Origin of the sequence: Hymenobacter guriensis (genome assembly GCF_015773195.1) — a bacterium.
GTDB lineage: Bacteria > Bacteroidota > Bacteroidia > Cytophagales > Hymenobacteraceae > Hymenobacter > Hymenobacter guriensis.
Map to the genome: position 1 here is coordinate 81046 of NZ_JADWYK010000017.1, position 22456 is coordinate 103501.

The 22456-nt window shown below is 61.2% G+C and carries 12 protein-coding genes; 5 read left to right on the forward strand and 7 right to left on the reverse strand.

Annotation, left to right across the window (positions count from 1 at the left end):
• Positions 1-27: 27 nt before the first annotated feature.
• The 7 genes from I5L79_RS20375 to galB form a co-directional block, all read right to left on the reverse strand.
• Complete coding sequence (locus tag I5L79_RS20375; protein WP_196956924.1) at positions 28-1305, reverse strand: YeiH family protein; 1278 nt, start codon at positions 1303-1305, stop codon at positions 28-30.
• A 35-nt stretch (positions 1306-1340) separates the two neighbouring features.
• Complete coding sequence (locus I5L79_RS20380; protein WP_196956925.1) at positions 1341-2816, reverse strand: phytoene desaturase family protein; 1476 nt, start codon at positions 2814-2816, stop codon at positions 1341-1343.
• Positions 2817-2821: 5 nt separating this feature from the next.
• Positions 2822-4552 (reverse strand): hypothetical protein, encoded by a 1731-nt coding sequence (locus I5L79_RS20385; protein ID WP_231403235.1) that lies wholly within the window; start codon positions 4550-4552, stop codon positions 2822-2824.
• Positions 4553-4581: 29 nt separating this feature from the next.
• Entirely contained in the window at positions 4582-6081 is a 1500-nt protein-coding gene (locus tag I5L79_RS20390; protein WP_231403236.1) for a DoxX family protein, read from the reverse strand.
• A 35-nt stretch (positions 6082-6116) separates the two neighbouring features.
• On the reverse strand, positions 6117-7517 hold the full coding sequence (locus I5L79_RS20395) for a RagB/SusD family nutrient uptake outer membrane protein (RefSeq protein ID WP_196956926.1): 1401 nt from the start codon (positions 7515-7517) through the stop codon (positions 6117-6119).
• An 81-nt stretch (positions 7518-7598) separates the two neighbouring features.
• Positions 7599-10643, reverse strand: coding sequence for a SusC/RagA family TonB-linked outer membrane protein (locus I5L79_RS20400; RefSeq protein WP_196956927.1), 3045 nt, complete (start codon positions 10641-10643; stop codon positions 7599-7601).
• Between the two features lie 1350 nt (positions 10644-11993).
• A complete protein-coding gene (gene galB, locus I5L79_RS20405) occupies positions 11994-14576 on the reverse strand; it encodes a beta-galactosidase GalB (protein WP_231403237.1) in 2583 nt (860 codons plus the stop codon).
• Between the two features lie 284 nt (positions 14577-14860).
• On the opposite strand from galB, the gene I5L79_RS20410 reads away from it, so the two are divergent.
• From I5L79_RS20410 to I5L79_RS20430, 5 genes are all read left to right on the forward strand, one after another.
• Entirely contained in the window at positions 14861-16654 is a 1794-nt protein-coding gene (locus tag I5L79_RS20410) for a glycosyl hydrolase 53 family protein (protein WP_196956928.1), read from the forward strand.
• 669 nt (positions 16655-17323) lie between these two features.
• Positions 17324-17917 carry an acyltransferase gene (locus I5L79_RS20415; protein ID WP_196956929.1) on the forward strand — a complete coding sequence of 198 codons (594 nt, stop codon included), beginning with the start codon at positions 17324-17326 and terminating at the stop codon, positions 17915-17917.
• A 79-nt stretch (positions 17918-17996) separates the two neighbouring features.
• Positions 17997-20048: a phenylacetic acid degradation bifunctional protein PaaZ gene (gene paaZ / locus I5L79_RS20420; RefSeq protein ID WP_196956930.1), complete on the forward strand. Its 2052-nt coding sequence runs from the start codon at positions 17997-17999 to the stop codon at positions 20046-20048.
• A 54-nt stretch (positions 20049-20102) separates the two neighbouring features.
• Positions 20103-20780: a response regulator transcription factor gene (locus I5L79_RS20425; protein WP_196956931.1), complete on the forward strand. Its 678-nt coding sequence runs from the start codon at positions 20103-20105 to the stop codon at positions 20778-20780.
• A 207-nt stretch (positions 20781-20987) separates the two neighbouring features.
• On the forward strand, positions 20988-22385 hold the full coding sequence (locus tag I5L79_RS20430) for a sensor histidine kinase (RefSeq protein ID WP_196956932.1): 1398 nt from the start codon (positions 20988-20990) through the stop codon (positions 22383-22385).
• Positions 22386-22456: the final 71 nt, after the last annotated feature.

Here is a 22456-nt window from a genome sequence, read left to right on the forward strand (position 1 = left end):
TTAGAAAGAAAATCAGCCTATTCCAGGCTAGCGGAACAGGAAATACGCAATCAGCAGCGTGATAAAGATGTTGAAGGTCTGGGCCAGCAGGAAAGCGTAAAGCGGCTTCTTGTTTTCGTGCTTGAACAGGTCCTTGAAGTTGGTTTCCAGCCCAATGCTGGTGAAAGCCAGCGCAAACCACAGCCCCTGAGCACTCTTCAGCCCGCCTTTCACAGCCTCTGTTGTTTCGGGCGTCAGTACGAAGGAGAACAGCAGCGAAGCAGCCACAAAGCCCAGCACAAACTTGGGGAACCGCTCCCAGATGACGCCCAGCGTGGGTTTGGCGCCCGGTTCGTTGGCGTTAGGATGCTGGGTGTAGGTCCAGTACATGGAAATGGCGAAGGCAGCCACGCCCAGCAGCACGTTCTGCGAAAACTTAACGATAGTGCTGATTTTCAGGGCTTCTTCGCCCACCAGCGTGCCCGAGGCCACCACGGCGCCGGTAGTATCGATGCTGCCACCGAGCCAGGCCCCGGTGACCTGCTGCGAAAGGCCCAGCCAGTGCGCGGCGTAGGGCATGAGCAGCATCATGGGAATGGCCGTGATGAGCACCAGAGAGATGACGTAGGAAAGCTTCTTGGCGTCGCCCTTGATGGCCCCCGACGTGGCGATGGCGGCCGACACCCCGCAAATAGACACGGCGCTGGAAATCATCATGGTCAATTCTTCATCCACGCCCAGCCGGCGGCACAGCCAGAACGCGAAGTACCACACCGACAGCACCACCACCAGCGCCTGCACCAGCCCCAGCGAGCCAGCCTTCAGGATATCGGTAAAGATGACGCTCGTGCCCAACAGCACCAGTCCGATTTTCACGAACAGCTCGGTGCTGAGCGTGGCCCGCAGCCAGTCGGGCAGCCCAAGCAGGTTGCCGATGAGCAAACCGGCCAGCAAGCTGAAAATAACGGCTTCCAACCCCAGACTGCGGGCCGTTTTGCTGCCGGCGGCTACCAGCGCCACCAGCGTAAGCAGGTACACAATGGGGAAGCCCAGGGCGTAATTCTTCAGGGAGCGGTTGGTGAGCCAGGCCCCCACCGCACCCACGGCCGCCAGATACCCAAACTGGGTGGCAATCAGCAGCAGGTTGGCCGAACTGAGCACTTTGCCGGTCAGGTCGGCGGCGGAGTCCCAGTTGAACACGGGTACAGCGAAGGGCAAACCGGACAGGGAAAGCCCAATCAGCAGGGCGCCCAGCACTACCACCACCCAGTCTTCGTGCAGGCTGAAAGTGGATTCGACCGGTACGGTTTTAACAGCAGTTGACATACTTGAAAAGAAAAGACGAAGGGAGAGAAAAAGGATTAGCGGCCGGCCGGGGCCAAAGCGGCTTCGCGGTACAGGGGCGCGGCTTCCAGCTGAAACACGTCCCGCAGAGCGCGACGGGCGGCGTGGTAGCCGCACATACCATGTACCCCGCCGCCGGGAGGAGTGGCCGAGGAGCACAGATACAGCCCGGTCTTTGAGGTTCGATAGGGTGAGGCGCGCAGCGCGGGCCGGGTAAACAGCTGGCTGATATCCAGCCGCCCGCCGTTGATGTCGCCGCCCACGTAGTTGGGATTGTAGGCTTCGAGCTGAGCCGTATTGAAGGTGTGCCGGCCGATGATCAGCTCCCGAAAGCCCGGGGCAAAGCGCTCCAACTGCTGCTCGATGCGGGTGGTCATGTCTTTGGTGGAGCCATTCGGCACGTGGCAGTAGGCCCAGGCGGTGTGCTTTCCGGCCGGAGCGCGGGTGTTGTCAAAGAGGCTTTGCTGGGCCAGCAGTACGAAAGGCTTTTCGGGGTGCATCCCGGCGGCAGTGGCCTTTTCACTGGCCGCAATTTCCTCCTGGGTGCCGCCCAGGTGCACCGTGCCGGCTTGCCGGCCCTCGGGGGCCGTGAAGGGAATCGGCCCATCCAGCGCCCAGTCCACTTTAAACACGCCCATGCCGTAGCGGTAGCGTCGCAGCTGCCACCGGTACACGGCCGACAGATCGTGGCCGGCAATCTGCAGCAGCTGGGCGGGCGTCACGTCGAAGAGCACGGCTTTGGCAGAGGGCAGCTGAGCGAGGGAGCGGATGTAGGTGCCGGTTTCAATCTGCCCGCCCAGGGCCACGAAATGCGCGGCCAGGGCGTCGGCAATGGACTGGGAACCGCCTTTGGGCAGCGGCCAGCCTTTGCGGTGGGCCGCCGCCAGCAGCACCAGCCCAATGGCCGAGGTAGTGAGGTTGCCGAGCGGCTGAATGGCGTGAGCGGCCATGCCCGCAAACAGCCCCCGGGCTTCTTTGGTCTGGAAGCGCCGGGCCAGCAGCGTGGCCGGCTGCAGGGCCGACAGGCCGAACCGCGCCATGTCCAGCGGGTGCTCCGGGAAACGTAGCGGGGCCAGCACGTCGTTGGCAATGCGGGGCCAGCTGGCTACTACCGGCTCCAGCAGCTGCCGGTACGCCGGTTCATCGGCCCCCAGACTCTGGGCCGTAGCCGCCAGGGAGTTGACGAGGGCCGCGGCCGTGCCGTCATCAAACGGGTGAGCGGCGGCTACGGGCGGGGTAAGGTATTCCAGGCCATACTGCGCCAGTGGCAGGGTCTGGAAAAACGGGGAGCCGGCCGCCAGCGGGTGAATGGCTGAGCAGATGTCGTGGCGAAAGCCGGGCAGGGTCAGCTCGGCCGTGCGCAGGCCGCCGCCCAGTTCGTTTTTGCCTTCAAGCAGCAGCACCCGCAAGCCGGCCTGCTGCAGCACAATGGCCGCCGCCAGCCCGTTTGGGCCCGAGCCCACTACCACCGCATCAACCTCAGGTTTGCTCATCAGATTCAATATTGGCCGGCCGACAACGTCGACTCCGACAAGGTATACCGGCGGTCTACGCGGTCCAACACCACGTAGAGGGAATCTTTCCGCTCGTTGAGGCCGCGCAGAACCACGTGCCGGCCGCCGTCGGTGGTGCGGTAGGTCAGCGTCATCCGGTCGCGCTTTTCCGGCTTCTGCTCGGCTTTAATGCCCCGCTCGCGCCGGGTGCTCAGGGCCGCTGGGTTGATTTTCAGGGTTTCGTCGCCGATGCGCGCCAGGGCTTCGGGGCTGATCCAGCCGGCCAGCGAAGCCTGGTACTTCGCCTGCTGCTCGGCTTCCTTGCCCCCCACGTAGCTGCCGCCATAGTCGCCGCCGTAGCCGTTGCTGTGGCCGGCCGGAATGCTGCTGCCGCGTACCTGGGAAGTGGTTTTTCCGGCGCCTTCCTCGGCCTGACCGCGCCGACCTCTTTTGCCGGTGAGGACTTTGCTTTGCAGGTAGAGTGTGTGAGTTTGTGGATCGGCATCATAGTAAAAGACACGCTGCCCACCGGCCAGACCAGTCGTTTCGAAGGTGCGGTTGATGTCGCGCATGGCCGCGCCGCCGCCGTTGGAGAGGTCGAGCTTGTGGGGGCGGTTTACTTTGTAGGTGAAGCTGGTCCACTTCTCGAAGGTGGCCTGCTGCCAGCGCACACTATCGAGCGGGGAGTAGGGCAGCACCTGCCCGTTGAGGCGGAACTCGGCCACATTGTAGAGCCCACGCAGCTCGGCAAGGCCCTTCTGGGCGGGCTGCTTGTAGGGGTCGTAGGTGAAGTTGAGGTACTCGAGGTAAGTCAGGTACACCAGGAAGATGCCGATAGTAGCCACTTTCAGCCCCAGCCGGGTGAAGCGCAGCCAGGCTTCTTTGAACTGAGGGGAGTAGTGTCGGGGCACGGTGTATTGCTCCCGAATCAGCAGGTTGTAGAGGTTGGGCAGGTCCTGCACCATTAGGAAAGCGGCCAGCAGCACGAAGTAGGAGCTGTACACGTGCACGCCCCCGTCGTAAGCGAAGTTCACAAATACGATGTCGCCCAGGGCACCTAGGAGCAGAGCCGCGCCCAGGAAAGTGGTGCGCCGGAAAAACAGCATCACCCCAGCCAGCGTTTCTACCACGCCCGTAAACACCTGGTACCAGGGCACAATGCCGATTTGCAGCCAGAAGATTTTCTGGGCCGTCATGTCGCCAAAGTCACTGTTCAACAGGCCAATGGAAGGGTAAGGCATCTGCGTGGGAAACACCTTGGTGAAGCCAAAGCCAATGATGCCGATGCCGGCCCGGAAGCGCACTAGCACGCGCAGCCAGTAGTAAAGCACCTCATATTCTTCCTTTTTGCGGGACAGCAGCGTCCAGATCAGGCCAACGACCAGCGAAATGCCCAGGGCAATAAACCACTTGTCGTAGCCGAGCAGGGCTGGCGCTCCGCCTTCCGCGCCACCCTTCAGAAAGAACGAAGGCGAGAAACGGGCAATGTCGTAGACGTCGCGGTAATGCCCATGCAGCCAGTCGATGGTGAATAGGTTCTTATACCAGCCCAGGTCGCTGGGCAGGGAAAGGAGAATGAAAAATGGGAAGCCCACCCGGAACAGCACGCGCTGCCAGGGTTTCCAGGGCCGCCGCGCGGCGGCCGTTTTAACGGGCGGAGGCGCGTAGCCGGAGCGGCTGGCTTGGGCCACCGGAGCCTCGGGGCCGGGCGCAAGGGTGAAAGAGGTGGTAGACATCGGAACAGTCGTTTTCGGGTAGAGAAATGCTAGAGCTTCAGCTCCCCGCGGCGGCCGGTTTTGGCGGCTTCTTCGAGCAGGTATTTCTTGTCGCGCTTTTCCAGCACCACCTGCAGGTCGCGGCCTTGGGCATCGGTGCCGCTGAGCGTGATGGTGCGGGCATCCGGGCGGGTGAGGCGGAGCGTGAGCTTATCGGCACCCTCACCTGGGTTGCGGTTCTGCAGCATCAGCGTCTGGCCGTCGGGGCTGAGCTGATAGGCGTAGTAATGGCGGCCGGCAGCCCCGGCAAACTCGTAGTTGCGGTTGGCATCCAGGGAGTGAATGGCTTCGGTGTTGCTCTGGTCGAGCGCCACGGGGCGATTGGAGCGCACACTGAGCGTGTTCCATTTTTCCAGCACCACATCCTGCCAGCGCTCCGGGTCGGTAGCGGAGTAAGGGCGCACCTGGCCCGCTAGCCGGAACTCGCGCACGTTGTAGAGGCCGGCTGCACCAGGCAGGCCGGGCGTCTGAGGGTAGTGGTAGGAGCCGCGCTGGTAGGCAGCGTAGGTTTTCACGCCGTACAGCCCCACAAACAAGAGCACGAAGCCCGCTTTCAGGACTTGCCGGCCCGAGCGTTGCCAGCTTTCGGGCAGCACCAGCTGAAAGCGGTTCGGAACGGCCGGGCGCTCCAAGGTCAGCAGGTCATTTACGCGGCGGGCATCGTACCAGAGCACCACCAACGCCAGCGCCAGCAGGTAGAAGCTGTACACGTACTCGCCGCCCTCGTAGGCCAGGTTGGAAAGAAACACGTTGCCCAGAAACGAAATGCTGAGGAAGGCCCCGATGCTAGCCGTGCGCCGGTTCAGCAGCAGCACCGCGCTCAGGATTTCCACCAGCCCCAGAAACGACTGGTACGAAGGCACAATGCCCAAACTCAACGAGAAAATCTTCCAGTTGCTCAGGTCGCCGTAGTGGGTGTTGAGCAAGCTTAGGGAAGGCGGCGGTGACTGCATAGGGAAAAGCTTGAGGAAGCCATAAGCCAGCAGGCCCGCCGCCAGCCGGTAGCGTACCAGCACCCGCAGCCAGTAGTACAGGGTGTTGTACTCCGGGCGGTTTTTATCGATCCAGCTCCAGACCACCGCGCCTACGGCAGCCAGCAAAGCCACTGCCGCCCAGTTGAGGAACGTGTCGGGCCCGTCGAAAAAGCGTGGGCTGTAGTGCGCCACCCGGAAGATGTCGCCAAACGAGAAGCCCGACCAGTTGGCGGCTACGTCGCGGTAGTACTTCCAGTCGAGGGGCAGCACCTGCAGGGCGAAATACAGGAAAGCAAAGCGGAACAGGGCTTTTTCGTAGCCCGCCCACTGGTACTCAGGGGCTGCATTGGGGGCCGGGTCTACGAAACGCGGCCGTTCCAGCACCGGCGCGGCGGGGGATAAGGTTGTGCTCATGGGAGTGTGCAGATGCATGGGAAGAAAATCGTAGTCGACAGGCGCCGATGGAATGTGCCGCCGCTGACGGCCGGCGTGGTAGAAGTCTTCGGGGTCCATCATATACCTGGGCGTAGCACGCCGGAAAATCCACCGGGCTAGTACCCTTCGTTTTGCTTGAGGGCCGCATCAACCTGCAGCTGGCTGATGGGAATGGGCAGCACCAGGCGGAAGTTGGGCAGCGGAGCGTTGGGGTCCAGCGGGTCTTTGAAGAGGGCCGTAGCCCGGCCGGTGCGCGCCAGGTCAAACCAGCGGTGGGGCTCCAGGGCAAACTCCAGCCGCCGCTCGTCTTCCACGGCCAGCAGTGCTTCCTCCAGCGTGGCAGCGGTACTGGCTTCCAGCCCGGCGCGGGCCCGCACAGCATTGAGGTCGGCCAGTGCTTCGGTTAGTTTACCTTGCTGGGCGCGCGCCTCGGCCCGAATCAGATACAGCTCGGCAATGCGGAAGATGTAGCTGGGGTCCGAGGCAGGGCTGCGGTAGTAGAGGTTGCCGTACCAGGTGGTGGGATTCAGCGCCGCAATCAGCGTGCTGCGGCCGTTGGGCGCGTTGTTCGGCGCGGCCGTAAGCAGGCCCACCAGCGCATCGTTCGGGGCCCACTGCCGGGTGCCGCCGTTAGCCGTCGGCTGCCACTGCCCGCGGTGGCCGTTTACCTCGGTGGTGCCGTTGTAGAACACCTCAAATACCGACTCACGGCTGCCACGCACGTTGCCCGCAAACCAGGCATTGAAGGGAGCTACCAGCTGATAGTTTGCGTTGTCGCCGATAAGGCGGCTGGCGTAATCCTCAGCCTGGGCCCAGTTCTGCTGATACAGATACAGCCGCGCTTTCAGGGCCCACACCGTTTTTTGGGTAGCGCGGTACCGGTCGTTGGTGGTCACGGTGGCGGGGTTGGGCAGCAGGGGCTCGGCCGCCTCCAAGTCGCGCAAGGCCTGGGCGTAGGTTTCGGCCTGCGTGGCGCGCGCAATGCCCTGGTTGGAAGTAGCCGTAAGCGTAGGCGCAGTGATGATAGGCACCCCGCCGAAAGTGCGGGCCAGGTCGAAGTAAGCCAGAGCCCGCAGGAAGTAGGCCTCACCCACGTACTGGTTGCGCAGCGCCTCGGTCAGCAGCGGGTCCGTCACGCCGGGCACTTTGCTGATGACGTGGTTGGCGCGGTTGATGGTCACGTAAATCGACGACCACACGGTGCTGATAGTGGAGTTGTCGGCCCGTACGTTGTGGTTGATGAACTCCTGCACCTGCGACTGGGTGCCGGTCCACTTGATGTTGTCGCCAGTCAGGTAGCCGATGCTCTGGAAGCTGGTGGCGTAATAGCCGCCGCTGGCCAGAGCACTATACACCCCGTTCAGAGCTGTAGCGGCCGATTTCTGGTCGGTAATGGTCTGGTCGTCGGCTACCGATTCGCGGGGAGCTACGTCCAGGAAGTCCTCGCAGGCCGATACGCTAAAGGTCAGGGCAATGGAAGCGAAAAGAGCGACGATTTTTAGGTAGGCAGTAGACATGATGATTCGGGTTTCTGGTTCCTGATTTCTGGTTGCAGGTCGATACCTCAGCCCAGCTACCAGCTACTTTCAGAAGGGGAATTAAAAAGTGGCGTTGATGCCGACCTGCACGCTGCGCGGCTGGGGCGGGGTGCCTAGGTCAATGCCCTGCTGGTTGGCGTCGCTGCTGGCCGCCGACTCGGGGTCGAGGCCGCTGTACTTGGTGAGCAGCGCCAGGTTGGTGCCTTGTGCGTACAGCCGCACCGACCCATTGAACACGCCGTGGGTAAGCGAGGCGGGCAGCGTGTAGCCCAGGCTCAGGTTGCGCAGGCGCACAAAGGAGCCGTCTTCCAGCCAGCGGCTGCCGCCATCGAGGTAGTTGTTCACGTTGATGCCGTCGGGGCGGGGGATGTTGGTCTGGTCGCCGGGCTTCTGCCAGCGGTCCAGGTTGCTGGCGAAGATGACGCGGGCCTCGTCGCGGGCACCGCCGCCTTCCCCGAAGAAGCGGTTGTGGTTGTACACTTCGTTGCCGTACTGGAAGGCCACCAGCACGTTGGCATCAAAGCCTTTGTAGCTGATGGAATTGCTCAGCCCGCCAAAGAACTTAGGCCAGATGCTGCCCACAATCTGCCGGTCGGCGGCCGTAATCTTGCCGTCCCCGTTCACGTCGTCGTACACGGCGTTACCGGTTTGCGCATCCACGTACAGCTGCTTGTACACCCAGAAGGAATACAGCGGGTGGCCTTCTTGCTGCAGAATCAGGTCGCGGCTGCCGAACTTGGTGGGCGTGGCCAGCTTTTCGATGTTGTTGGCGTTGCTGGCCACGTTCAGGCTGGTGTTCCAGCTGAAGCCTTCAGTGCGCACGTTCACCGTGTTCAGCACAAATTCTAGCCCTTTGTTGCTTACTTCCACCGCATTGGCCCAGTACCCCCCGAAACCCGTGGTGGCCGGCTCGGCTAGCTGAATCAGGCCGTTTTTGGTGTATTTGTAGTAGGCATTCACTTCCAGGCCCACCCGGCCTTCGAAGAAGGCCACATCCAGTCCCACGTTGGCCTGGGAGGTTTGCTCCCACTTCAGGTCGGCATTGGCCAGCTGCTGGGGTGCAATACCAGCACTGCCCAGGTAGTTGGCCCCGCCTGCCCATAGCCCCCGAGCCGCGAAGTTGCCGATGCCGTTCTGGTTGCCGGTGATGCCGTAGGAGGCGCGCAGCTTCAGGTCGCTCAGAAAAGGCACGTCCTGCAGGAAGCTTTCCTGCTTGATGCGCCAGGCCGCACCCACGCTCGGGAAGTAGCCCCACTGGTTGGCCTTGCCGAAGCGGGAGGAGCCATCGGCCCGGAAGCTCACGTTCAGCAGGTACCGGTCGTCGAAGTTGTAGTCGGCCCGCCCGAAAAACGACGCCAGCCGGTAGGCCGACCAGTTTTTGGTGCTGCTCGTGACCGAGGCGGCCGAAATTTCCCGGAAGGCATTGTTGGGAAAGCCCGTGCCCTGGGCAAACGTGCGGCCGTTGGTGTCGCTCTGCAGCCCCTGCCCCAGCAGCAGGCCCAGGCCGTGCTTGCCCAGCTGCTGGCGGTAGATCAGCGTGTTTTCGTTGAGTAAAGACGTGTACTGGGTGATGCTGGAGGTAGCCAGCCCGCCCACGCCGGCGCCGGCAATGAGCAGCGTGTTCCAGTATTCTTCCTCGTCGTAGTTGTTGTAGTCGACCCCGAAGCTGGTGCGGAACTTCAGGTTGGGCAGCAGCTGCACGTCGCCGTAGAGGTTGCCGATGTAGCGCAGGCTGGTGGAGTTGACGTCGTAGTTGTTGATGAGCAGCTCCACGTTGTCGAAGCTGGCGCGGCCCACCAGCCGGCCGCTGGCATCGTAGGGCGAAAGCAGCGTAGGCGTATGCAGAGCGGCCTGCAGCAGCCCACCGGCCGGGCCGTCGCCGGCGCGGCCCTCGTTGCGGAACGTGCGCGAAAACGAGTTGCTCACCCCAATCTGCACCTTGTCGGAAAGCTGCTGGTCGAGGTTCACCTTGAAGCTGGCCCGCTGAAACCCGATGGGCCGCAGAATGGACTCCTGCTTGGTGTAACCCCCACCTATGTAGTAGCGGGTGCTGGCGCTGCCCCCGGCCACCGATACATCGTAGTTCTGCAGGCGCGCCGTGCGAAACACCTGCCCCAGCCGGTCGAAGGTTGGCTGCTCTTCCGGCAGCCCGCGCCCACCCGCCGCTATGGGCCGGTAGGGCACGTTTTCGGTGGTATGCGGGGTGGGGCCGGTGGTGTTCAGCCAGTTTTCGTTTACCAACCGGGCATGCTCGGGGCCCGTAGTCAGGTCCCAGAGCTTGGCGGCTTTGGCCCAGCCCTGCGACACATTCAGGCTGATACGGGGCTTCTGGTTGTAGCTGCCGCGCTTGGTCGTAATCAGGATAACGCCATTGGCGCCGCGGGCCCCGTACAGAGCCGTGGCGTCGGCGTCTTTTAGCACCTCCACATTTTCGATGTCGGCCGGGTTGAGGTCAGCAATGGGGGAGGAGGCCTTGCCGCCGGTGCTGATAGTTTGCAGGCTGTTGTTGTTCATAAACACCCCGTCCACCACGTACAGCGGCGTGTTGGAGCCGTTGATGGTGGTGGCCCCCCGCACCCGCACGTTCACGGCCCCGCCCGGCACCCCGGAGTTCGACGAAATCTGCACGCCCGACACCTTGCCCTGCAGCTGGGCATCGAAGCTCCCCACGGGCAGCTCCTTGGTGTCCGAGGGGTCTACCTTCACGATGGAGCCGGTCAGGTTTTTGCGCTGCTGGGTGCCGTAGCCCACTACCACCACTTCGTTTAGCTGGCCCTGGTCGGGCACCAGGCGCACCGTCAGGTTGGCCGCCCGCGAGGCTTTGATTTCCTGAGCTTTGTAGCCGATAAAAGATAAAATGAGGGTAGCATTTTCTTCCACGGCCGGCAGCGTGAAGGTGCCATCGGGGGCCGTGGTTGTGCCATCGGTCGTGCCTTTTACGCGCACCGTCACGCCCGGCAGGCCGGCCCCGCTTTCGTCCAGTACTTTACCGGTAACCGGCCCCGCCGCAGTTACGAGGCTGAGGCGGCCGGAAGTAGAAGGCGTCGCCGCTGTCGTCCCTGCAACGCCCAGCGCCAGTATAAGAAAGGGTAAATGATGTTTCATGGAAAGAAGAGGGTTTTTGACTTTTCGGGTAGCCTGCCGCCAGCGCGGATTGGCGCTGCGCATCGGTTTGGCGCCGAGCCTGCGGTATGAAGAAATGGAGTTCGGCGCATCAGCCGCTACGCTATGGCGCTATTGCACTTTAACTGATGCCAGGAATGCACATCCGCTGAATGCAGCCAGCTTCGTTTGACCTAAACAGTTTTGAATTTCTGCTTTTGAGTAGCGAAAGGCCGTTTTTGCAGCTACTACCCAGCCTGTCTAAGACAACGGTATTCAAGGCGGGAATAAGAAAAAACCAGGATGCGCTACCAACTCTGGTGCAGTTGGGCGAGGCATGGCCATACCACCGTGCAAAGCGGAGTAAGCCATACTGTGCCCGGCAGCCAGCTAGGCTGGTTGAGCAAAGGAGAGAAGCACTAGGATTCTGGTGCTGAACCTGAAAGCGCGTCACGTGCTTTTGCACTATGCGCTACCTGCTTTGGCATCAGCCCTTGCCGCCCTGCAGGCGCGATAGTCAGGCTAGCCCAAGCTATTTGGTGCTCGTGTGTAGCACTCAGACTGAACAGCGGTAGACCTCGCTCAACAACCCCGGCTTACGACCATGCCCATCCACTCCAGAGCAGCGCGGCAACAACAGCCAGACTGAGCAGCAAAGAAGGCAGATGGCAAAGCGTACGGCTGGATGTTAGCGTCCACAACAACTTGCTTTATGTGGTCAGGGCTTGGGGTAGCTTCGTTTCGGAAGGCTGTGGGTTGACGACGCGTTGTTAAGTTGATTGCTACGCGCCACTGTCTAAAAACAATCCTGCTTAGGCAAGGATTGGTACAGCAAATGTAGAAGACGTTTTTCTGAAAACGCAAATGCCTTTCTGTGTTTACTGCTGTATAACAGTGCTATAGGCGCTCGAAAAGGCTTCGGGTGGATTTTGGCATCATAACGAAAGCTTATGAATGCCCCGCTTGCTGGATAGAACAAGAACAGGCCGCCTGCTGGCAATTTCCCGGTAACAGATGGTGGATTGAAAATGCCATTAGCCTCATTGTGCGTTCAGTATAGTGGGTTTCATCCAGCGCATACCAGATTCAGATAGCTCATATGGCAAGTACATGCGAAAAATCAGAAGCGGAGCAACTTTGAATTACCTGGAGTTATATGGTATAACTTAAAGTTATCATACAGGGTGAAAAATATTTTTTCTAAAATTTTATCGTCCAACCTATTCAACGTGTGCCTACTGTTCTGAAAGCGCTTTTTCACGAGCAAAATGTCCGCTGCATAGAAAAAGCCCCTACCAGATTATCCATCCTGATAGGGGCTTTCTTTGTCAGCCGGTAAGGCCACCGAGGAACCTAGTCTACTGCCTTCTTCTGCGTTTGCAGCGTGATTGTAGCGCCTTTCAGGCCGGGGGCAGTGGCTTTCAGCTGCACTTCCCCGGCTTGCTCAGATGCTTGAACTATAGCTGCCAGCATCCCCTGGAAAGCCTTCATACGCGGCTGATGAAAGACTTCCAGGTTGGTGGCGTCGCCATTGGCTACGGCCCGGAAGCGGCCCGCTCCGCTCACCTTAAACTGCAGCTGGGAAGTGGCTTCGGGGCAGAGGTTGCCTTGAGCGTCTTCGATGCGGGCCGTCACGTAGGCTAGGTCCTGGCCGTCGGCGGCAAGGTTGGTGCGGTCGGCTACGAGACGGATATGGTGGGGCTTACCGGCGGTACGCACTTCCTCTTCGGCCACAGCCTTGCCGGCGGCGTCATAGGCTACCACCTTGATGCTGCCGGGCTGGTACTTCACCTCATTCCACATCAGGCGGTAGCGCGTCTGGGGCTGGTCGGAAGAAGCTTTGGTCTGGCGGCCCTGGCTTACGCCGTTCACAAATAGCTCGGCCGAGGGGTAATTGGTGTAGGCGAAAACGGGCGTGGTTTGGCCTTCGCGGCCGGGCCAGGTCCAGTGCGGCAGCAGGTGCAGCGTGGGCTTGTTGGCATTCCAGCGCGCCCGGTATAGGTAGTAGCGGTCCTTTGGGATGCCGGCCAAATCAAAGATGCCGAAGTAGGAGCTGTGCGAAGGCCACTTTTCGTCGTAGGGCCACGGCTCCCCCAGGTAGTCGAACCCCGTCCAGACGAACTCGCCTAGGTTGTAAGGCAGATCATCCTGCATCACGAACTCCTCGTCGGGCGTCTGCGACCAGTTGCTGGCCTCCAGGTCGTACGACGACGACTGGTTGTCGGGGTACTGCTTGTCCTTGGCCTTCACCACCGGGAACTTGTACACCCCACGCGAGCTGACGGTGGAAGCCGTTTCCGAGCCCATCAGCATGCCCTGCGGCAGCTTGCCGTAGGCCTCGGCGTAGCGGTGGGGCTTGTAGTTGAAGCCCGGCACGTCGAGCAGTGCAGCAAAGCCATTGCTCACGGCCGCATCAAACTGGTCCATGCCGGCCGTGACGGGGCGAGTGGGGTCTTCGCGGTGCACAATGTCCTGCAGGCGCCGGGCGAGCTTGGTGCCACCGGGGGCCCACTGGTCGGGCACTTCGTTGCCGATGCTCCACAGCACAACCGAGGGGTGGTTCCGGTCGCGGCGTACCATGTTCACCACATCTTTTTCCGACCACTCGTCGAAGTACTGGCTGTAGCCATTTTTCACCTTGGGCGTTTTCCACTCATCAAAAGCCTCTACGATGAGCATAAAGCCCATTTCGTCGGCCAGGCTCACCAACTCCGGAGCCGGCATGTTGTGGGTGGTCCGAATGGCATCGGCTCCCAGTTCCTTGAGTAGCGTAAGCTGGCGGCGCAAAGCCGCGGTGTTGACGGCCGCGCCCAGCGGGCCCAGGTCGTGGTGGTTGCACACACCCTTGAACCTGCGTGGCTGCCCGTTCAGCGAAAAGCCTTTCTCCGGCTCAAACTTAAAAGAGCGAATCCCGAAGCGCGTCTGGTACTCGTCGGTTAGCCGGAAGGCGGTATCGGCCCGCGCATCTTTAACATAGAGCCGCGAAACCGCCGTGTAGAGCGTAGGGGTTTCCGGGCTCCACAGTTGCGGCTGAAGGATGGTGAAAGCCTGCTCACATACAGGCAGGCCGCTTTCCAGCGGCGTGCTGCTGGTGGCCACCACCTGGCCGTCGGCCGTCTGAATGTCCGTATCGAGGCGCAAAAACAGCACCTTCTTCATGGCGCCCCGGCCAATGTGCTCGTCGTGGCTGCCTTTCACGTCGATTTCGGCACCCTTGCGGCCGATCAGCCGGCCAGGCGGCACGGCCACTTCGGTAGCCAGCTTTACCCGGGCGTAGTCGGCCGTAACTTCCGGCGTGGTGAGATAAGTGCCCCACACCGGAATATACACGTCGTCGGTGACGATGAGGTGGACGTTGCGGTAGAGGCCGGCCCCGGGGTACCAGCGCGACGACTCCGGCTGATTTTGCAGGCGCACGGCCAGGGTGTTGCGGCCGTCAGGGCGGAGAAAGTCGGTGATGTCGAAGGAAAACGAGTTGTAGCCGTAAGGCCAGTAGCCTACCTCGCGGCCATTCACGAACACGTGGGCGTTGCTCATGGCTCCATCAAACAGCAGCACGGCCCGCTTGCCCGGCCCGAACTGGGGCAACTCCAGCCGCCGCCGGTACCAGCCCGTGCCAATGAACGGCAGCCCGCCGGTGCGGCCGGCTTTGGTTTTGGCTTCCTTCTCGTTGTTCTGCTCAATACGAACTTTCTGTAGGTCGTTGCGGCTATCGAACGGCCCGTAGATGGCCCAGTCGTGGGGCACCTGCACGGTTTGCCACTTGGCGTCCGAAAATTCGGGCCGGGCAGCGTCGGGCAGGTCGCCCAGCGCGAATTTCCAGTCGGAGGTCAGCAGGTATTCCCGGCGGGCCTGGGCCGTGGCCGCCAGGGAAGATGCCAGCAGGGCGCCTGCCAGCATACCGCGCCGGGCGTACCGAGCAATAAAATCTTTCATGATAGAGGCAAAAGAAAAGCGGGAATGAAAGATGGCGCACGTAAGCCAGCAGGTTTTGGCGGAAGAAACACTTTGTGAGTACCAATGGGTTTTGCGTACCACATTCCTTACCTTTGTGCAAACGTTTGCACAAAGGTAAGCGCTTCATCGATATTATGGCCACCGCGTCTGTTGCAGCGTTGCACAATCGGTTGTTCAACTTGGTTGCCTTTCTTTCCAGTTGGCTGGAAAACAGCCCACAAGCTACTTGTCTTTCCCGTAGAATTTACCCGTCGGGCTTTTCCATGAAAAAGTTTCTCCGCGCACTAAACGTCCGCCAGCTATTTCTGGTCGGGCTGTTGCTGGGCAGCGTCTGGCTTCGCCCAACGCTGGTTTCGGCCCAAGCCTTTGCCAAGGGCGCCGACACGAGTTGGCTCCAGCAGATGGAAGCCAATGGCTATAAGTTCTACGACGAGCAGGGTGTGCAGCAGGACTGCTTTCAGCTGCTCAAGGACAAAGGCATCAACTCCATCCGGCTGCGGGTGTGGGTCAATCCGTCGATGGTGGACTGGGTGAACGGGCACTGCAGCCCCGCCGAGGTAGTGGCCATGGCTACCCGGGCCAAAGACATGGGGTTCCGTCTCATGATTGACTTCCACTACAGCGACAGTTGGGCTGACCCCGGCCAGCAAACCAAGCCCGCCGCCTGGAAAGACCACACCTTCAGCCAGCTGCAGCAGGACGTGTACGACCATACCTACGAGGTACTCAGCAGCCTGAAGGCCAACGGCGTGACGCCGGAATGGGTGCAGGTCGGCAACGAAATACCGGGCGGCATGCTGTGGCCCGAAGGCAGCACTGCCAACTTCGGGCAGCTTACCCAGCTCATCAACAAAGGCTACGACGCGGTGAAGGCCGTTAGCCCCACCAGCAAAGTGGTTGTTCACCTTGATAAGGGCAACGACAATGCCCGGTTCCGCTCGTTTTTCGACAAGCTCACGGCCAACGGCGGCAAGTACGACGTGATAGGCCTGTCGTACTACCCTTACTGGCTCAACCAGGACTATACCGTTTCCCTCAGCAGCCTGCAATACAACCTTAACGACATGGCCAGCCGCTACGGCAAGCAGGTGGTCGTGTCGGAAATAGGCGGCGACTGTGCCAACGAGCCCCAGAAAGTGTACGACATGCTGGTGGCGGTGCAGAACGCGGTGTTTGCCGTGCCCAACAGCCAGGGCCTGGGCGTATTCTACTGGGAGCCGCAGGGCTACCGCAGCTTCAGCGGCTACCAGCTCAGCGCCTTCAGCAACGACGGCAAGCCCACCGCGGCCCTGAATGCCTTCCTGGTGACGCCCACACTCCCACCTACCACGCCCACGGGCACCAACGTGCTGGCTAACCCCGGCTTCGAGGCCGACGGCGCCACGCAGACGCCCACGGCCTGGTCGAGCTGGGCCAACACCGCCGGCAACTACGCCGCCGACAAAACTGAAACCGGCGGCCAGGCCAGCCCCTACCGCCTCACGCACTGGCTGGGTTCCGCGTACCAGGCCAGCACCTATCAGCTTAAAACCGGCTTGCCCAATGGCACCTATATGCTGAAAGCCTGGGCCATGAACGGAGGGGGCCAGAAAGCCTGCCAGCTGTACGCCAAAAGCTTCGGGGGCGCCGAAATGAACGTGGCCCTGCCCGTTGCCAGCACCTGGACGCAGATTCAGCTTACGGGAATTCAGGTAACGAACGGGCAGTGCGAAATCGGCCTGTGGTCGGACGCCAACGCCGGCAACTGGTGCAGCCTCGATAACGTGGAGCTGTTTGCCACACCCACAGCTACTGCCGCCAGCGGCCAAGCAGTGGGTGCGGCCCGCGCCAGTCTTTACCCCAACCCCGCCACGGAAACCCTACACGTTGAGTTGCCCTTGGGGGCGCCAGCTACTACGCTGCGCATCTACTCCGCCACCGGCAAGCTGGTGCTGACGCAGGCGCTGCAAGGCTTCCGTCGGCAGGCGGTGGACGTTTCCCGGCTGGCCGCCGGCTTGTACCAGCTCCGGCTGGAAAGCGCGGGCCATACGGAAAAGCATACGTTTGTAAAGCAGTAGCCAGAAACCTGCCGCTTGGGGTAGCCCACTTCCAACTGCTGTTTCCTGAAAAGGGAATATGCAGCCAGAGGTGGGCTGCTGCTTTCGGGGAAAGTACAAGCTGTTTTCAGCCGGTAGGTAGAAACCTGGGAAGGGTAGGAGTAGGACTGCAGTAGGGTCAAAACGGAAGCCGGCCGACTCGGGAGCACCGAATCGGCCGGCTACACTGCTTTCGGTTACCAGCGGCGGCCGATCAGGCGCGCAGTACTCGAAAAACGCCAGATGGGGTGGGGTTACACCTGGCAAACAGGACGTGGGAATTTCATTATCAGCAAGCCGGGGGGATTTGCTTGCTGATAACGTTACAATAGTACGACATATCCTTTGATTGAAAGTAAGTACTGCCTCACTATTTTTTGTGAGTAGTCACTCACCGCCGCAATCGTGCCCGCAAACGTTTGATTTATTGACTTTTGGGCGATTGTACATAATTTTGTCATTGTTGGTTCATGAGCTGTGGGAGGTGAGCCAGGGCGTTTCAGCAGGCGAAAATTCAGCGAGCAGCCAACGACGGCTTAAGCCCGGAAGTCAGTCCAGCCTGTTACTTTCGGGGTGTGGTAGCCGGGCAGAAGTGCAACCGCCCGGCCTGCTACCTTTGGCTGGCAGCTCTTAAAGCGCCGCTTTCATTCTATGATTTACGCATTCAACGGTTTTGTGCCGGTGGTTCACGAAACGGCTTTTGTGCATCCGCAGGCGACGGTTACAGGCAACGTCATCATTGGCCGGCAGGTGTACATCGGTCCGGGCGCCGCCATCCGCGGCGACTGGGGGCAGATCATCATTGAAGACAACTGCAACGTGCAGGAAAACTGCACCGTGCATATGTTCCCGGGTACTACTGTGCTGCTGCAGCAAATGGCCCATATCGGCCACGGTGCCATCATTCACGGCGCCACCATTGGCCGCAATGTGCTGGTAGGCATGAATGCCGTCATCATGGACCGCGTGCAGGTCGGCGACGAAAGCATCATCGGGGCGCTCAGCTTTATCCGGGCCGATGAGGTGATTCCGCCGCGCAGCCTCGTGGTGGGCAACCCCCACAAAATCATCCGGCAGGTGAGCGACGACATGCTGGCCTGGAAAACCGAGGGCACCCGCGTGTACATGCAGCTGCCCGCCGACTGCCAAGCTACGCTGCAGGCCTGCGAGCCCCTGCGCGAAATCCCCGCCGACCGGCCGGTGCAGGAAACGCATTACCAGACCTGGAATGAGCGCAGGCAGTAGCCCGAGCCTGCTTCCTTGATCCTAACTCGTTAGTAAACCCCGCGAGCTGTAAAGCTCCCGCTTCTCTTTTCCCACCCCTATGATCCCCACCCTCGAAAACTACGCCCTGGGCCGCTGGATGCCCGGCACCGGCGCCCAACAGGAACTTTACGATGCCAGCACCGGCGAAGTCGTAGCCATTGCCAACGGTGAAGGCCTCGACTTTGAGGCTATGCTCGACTACGGCCGCCGCGTGGGCAACAAGGCCCTGCGTAAGATGACCTTCCACGAGCGGGGCCGCATGATCAAGGCCCTGGCCCTGCACCTGGACAGCAAGAAGGAAGACTTCTACACGCTCAGCTACCGCAGCGGAGCCACCCGCGCCGACTCCTGGATTGATATTGAAGGCGGTATCGGCAACCTGTTCGCCAATGCCTCCCTGCGCCGCAAGTTTCCCGACAAACCGTTCTACGTGGAGTCGGACCCGATTGCGCTGTCGAAGGCCGGCAACTTCATGGGCCACCACATTCTGGTGCCGAAAGAAGGAGTAGCGGTGCACATCAACGCCTACAACTTCCCCATCTGGGGTATGCTGGAGAAAATTGCGGTGAACCTGCTGGCCGGTATGCCTGCCATCGTGAAGCCGGCCGTGCCCACCGCCTACCTGACCGAGGCCGTGGTGCGCGAAATCATCAAGTCGAAAATTCTGCCCGAGGGGGCGTTGCAGCTCGTGTGCGGCTCCGGCCACGGCATTCTGGACCACGTCACGTACCAGGATGTCGTCACCTTCACCGGCTCGGCCGAAACCGGCCGCAAGCTCAAGAGCCACCCGCGCATCATTTCCGAAGCCGTGCCCTTCAACCTGGAGGCCGACTCGTTGAACTCGGCCGTGCTGGGACCCGACGCTGTGCCGGGAACCGCGGAGTTCGACCTGTTCATCAAGGAAGTGCGCAAGGAAATGACGGCCAAAGCCGGGCAGAAATGCACCGCCATCCGCCGCATTATCGTGCCCTCAACCCTGGTGGAGGATGTGCAGATTGCGCTGGGGAAGGCCCTGGCGCAAACCACCGTGGGCCACCCGCAGGCCGAGGGGGTGCGCATGGGCGCACTGGCCGGCATGGACCAGGTGCGCAAAGTGCGCCAGCAGGTAGAGCAGCTGGCCAAAAATACGCCCATCGTGTACGGCGACTTGGACAACGTGCAGGTTATCGGTGGCGACTGCAAAGTAGGCGCGTTTATGTCGCCCATCGTGCTGCTGAACTCCGAGCCATTCCGGTTCACCGATACCCACGAGGTGGAAGCCTTTGGGCCGGTCGCTACGCTCATGCCTTATAAGGATGTGGACGAAGCCATTGCGCTTTCCAACCTGGGCAAAGGTTCCCTGGTATGCTCCGTGGCTACCAACGACCCCCACGTGGCGCAGGACTTTGTGCTGGGCGCGGCCACCCACCACGGCCGCATTCTGGTGCTGAACGGGGAAGTAGCTAAGGAAAGTACCGGGCACGGCTCCCCGCTGCCGCTGCTGGTGCACGGCGGACCCGGCCGGGCCGGCGGCGGACAGGAAATGGGCGGCATGCGCGGCGTGGAGCACTTTATGCAGCGCGTGGCCATTCAGGGCTCCCCCAGCATGATTACGGCCATTACGGAGGTGTATCAGCCCAAAGCCCGGCAGATCGAAAAGGACAAGCACCCGTTTCAGCACTACTTCGAGGAGCTGGAAATCGGGCAGACGTACACTACCCACCGCCACACCGTCACGGAAGCCGATATTACCAGCTTTGCCCAGGTATCGGGCGACAATTTCTACGCCCACGTAGACGCCACCTCGTTGGAAGGGACCTTGTTTACGGGGCGCGTGGCCCACGGCTACTATATCCTGAGTAAGGCCGCCGGCATGTTTGTGGACCCGCGCAAAGGCCCGGTGCTACTCAACTACGGCCTCGACGAGTGCCGCTTCACCAAACCGGTGTACCCGGGCATGACCATCGGGGTGAAGCTGACGGTGAAAGAAAAAATCGGGCAGGAAAAGCGCGACGCCGAGGACGTAGCCAAGGGCATTGTACGCTGGCTGGTGGACGTATCCGACGAAACCGGCGAAACTGTGGCCGTGGCTACCATCCTGACGATGGTAAAAAAACGCGACCAGGCATAACCGGAACGGCTGCGCCGGGGTTGGCAGCTAAGCACACCTAATTTTTTTGCCCTGATGAAGATACTGCTGGTAGAAGACGAGCCCAAAGTGGCGGCTTTCCTGGAAAAGGGCCTGAGCGAGCAAACCCATGCCGTGGACGTAGCCTACGACGGGCTGCAGGGCCTGCAGCAGGCCCTGGCCTCCAGCTACGACCTGATTGTGCTGGACCAGATGCTGCCGGGCCTTAATGGGCTGGATGTGTGCCGCCGCATCCGGGCGCAGAACACCAGCGTGCCCATACTAATGCTCACGGCCCTGGGCGAAACGGACGACAAAATCCGGGGCCTCGATGCCGGGGCCGACGACTACCTGGTGAAGCCCTTTGCGTTTCAGGAGCTGCTGGCGCGCATCCGGGCCCTCACGCGGCGGCGCCAGGAAAACCCCACCGGCGAGGCCCCGCTGCGCCTGGCCGACCTCACGCTGGACCCCGTGCGCAAGCAGGTAATGCGCGCCGGGCAGCCCATTCAGCTCACGGCCCGGGAGTTTGCCCTGCTGCATTTTCTGCTACGCAACCAGGGCAGGGTCGTGTCGCGGGTGGATATTCTGGAGCAGGTCTGGGAAACGTCCTTCGATACCGGCTCCAACGTTATCGACGTGTACATCAACTTCCTCCGCAAAAAAATTGACAAGGACTTCTCGCCCAAGCTCATCCACACCCTCGTGGGCATGGGCTACGTGCTGAAGGAGGACTGAAATGGGTAGATGGTTGAATGGGTTGCTAGTCGAATGTCGTTCCGAGGGGCGCATCAGGCCATGTACCGGGCCCGTTTGCCCGCGTGGTCATTGCAATGACAATATTCGCACCCGGAATGCCTCGACAAGCCCGACAGGACGTTCAGCCAGACAGCCATTCAGCCAGAAAACCATTCGACCAGCAACCCATTCAAGCAACCAAGCATTATGACGATACGGATGCGGCTGGCTTTGCAGTTTGGAGTCATTCTGGCCGTGACGCTGATTCTGTTTTCGAGCCTGGTGTACTACTTCAGCTACCGCACCGGCCGCGACGCCTTCACCAGCAGCCTGTTTGCGCGGGCGCTGGTGGTAGGCCACGTATACGCCGATGGGGCCAACCGCACCGATGAAGTCAGCCGCGCCTCGTATAGGCGCTACCTGCGCCAGTTCTACCGTACCCTGCCCGAGGAGGAGGTGCGCGTGTATGATGAACGGTCCCGGCTGGTTTTCCGCGAAGGCGCCACGCCCCAGGCCAAGGTGCCATCCAACCGGCTGCAGGCCGTGCGACAGACCGGGCGGGAAGTATGGCGGGAGCACAATTTCCGGCAAACAGTAGGCCTGCGCTACCACGACCTGCAGCGGCACCGCACCTTCGTCGTCATAGCCTCGTCGATGGACACCGACCACGCCAAGCAACTGACCAGCCTGCGCGTGATTCTGGGCGGCGGGCTGCTGGTGGCGCTGGTACTGGTAGGCATTGGGGGGTGGTTTTTTGCCGGACAGGCCTTGCGGCCCATGCAGCGCATGGTACAGGAGGTGGATGGCATTACGGGCTCCGACCTGCACCGCCGCCTTTCGCAGGCCCAGAACGGGCAGGACGAGGTGTCGCACCTGGCGCAGCGCTTCAACCGCCTGCTCGACCGGCTGGAAACCGCTTTCGTGGGCCAGCGCACGTTTGTGCGCGACGCCTCCCACGAGTTGCGCACCCCGCTTACCTCACTCATTGGCGAGCTGGAAGTGGCGTTGCTCCAGAAGGAGCGCCCGGCCGCCGAGTACCGGCGCGTGCTGCAAAGTATTCTGGATGCGGCCCGTCTGCTCAAAGACCTCACCAACGGTCTGCTGCAGATTGCCCGCGCCTCCGACGACCCTTCGCAGATTGCCCGCACCAACCTCCGCCTCGACGAATTGCTGCTGCAGGCCCACGAGGAAATGCAGCGCCGCCACCCCACCAGCCGCATCGACCTGGAGTTTCAGGAAGCGGCGTCGGCCACGCCGTATCTGGTGTGGGGCAATGAGGCGCTGCTGCTCTCGGCTATGCTGAACGTGCTCGAAAATGCCTGCAAGTTTTCCGTTCAAACCGACCAGCCTATAGTGGCCAGCTTGAGCACCCAGGCGGGCCGCGTGAGTTTGCTGGTGCACGACCAGGGCATGGGCATGAGTGAGGCCGACCGCAAGCAGGTTTTCGTGCCATTCTTCCGGGCCGAAGCCGTGCGCACTGTGCCCGGTCACGGCATCGGCCTGCCGCTCACGGCTAAGATTATGGCTTTGCACGGGGGCGAAATCCGGGTGCAAAGCCAGTTGGGGCAGGGCACCAGCGTATGGCTGGAAATGCCCGCTGCCTAGAAACAAGGGGTTTAATCTGAATTTAATTCTCTTTTAACCGGGGCTTAACCCCCCAGACATAATCTTGTAGT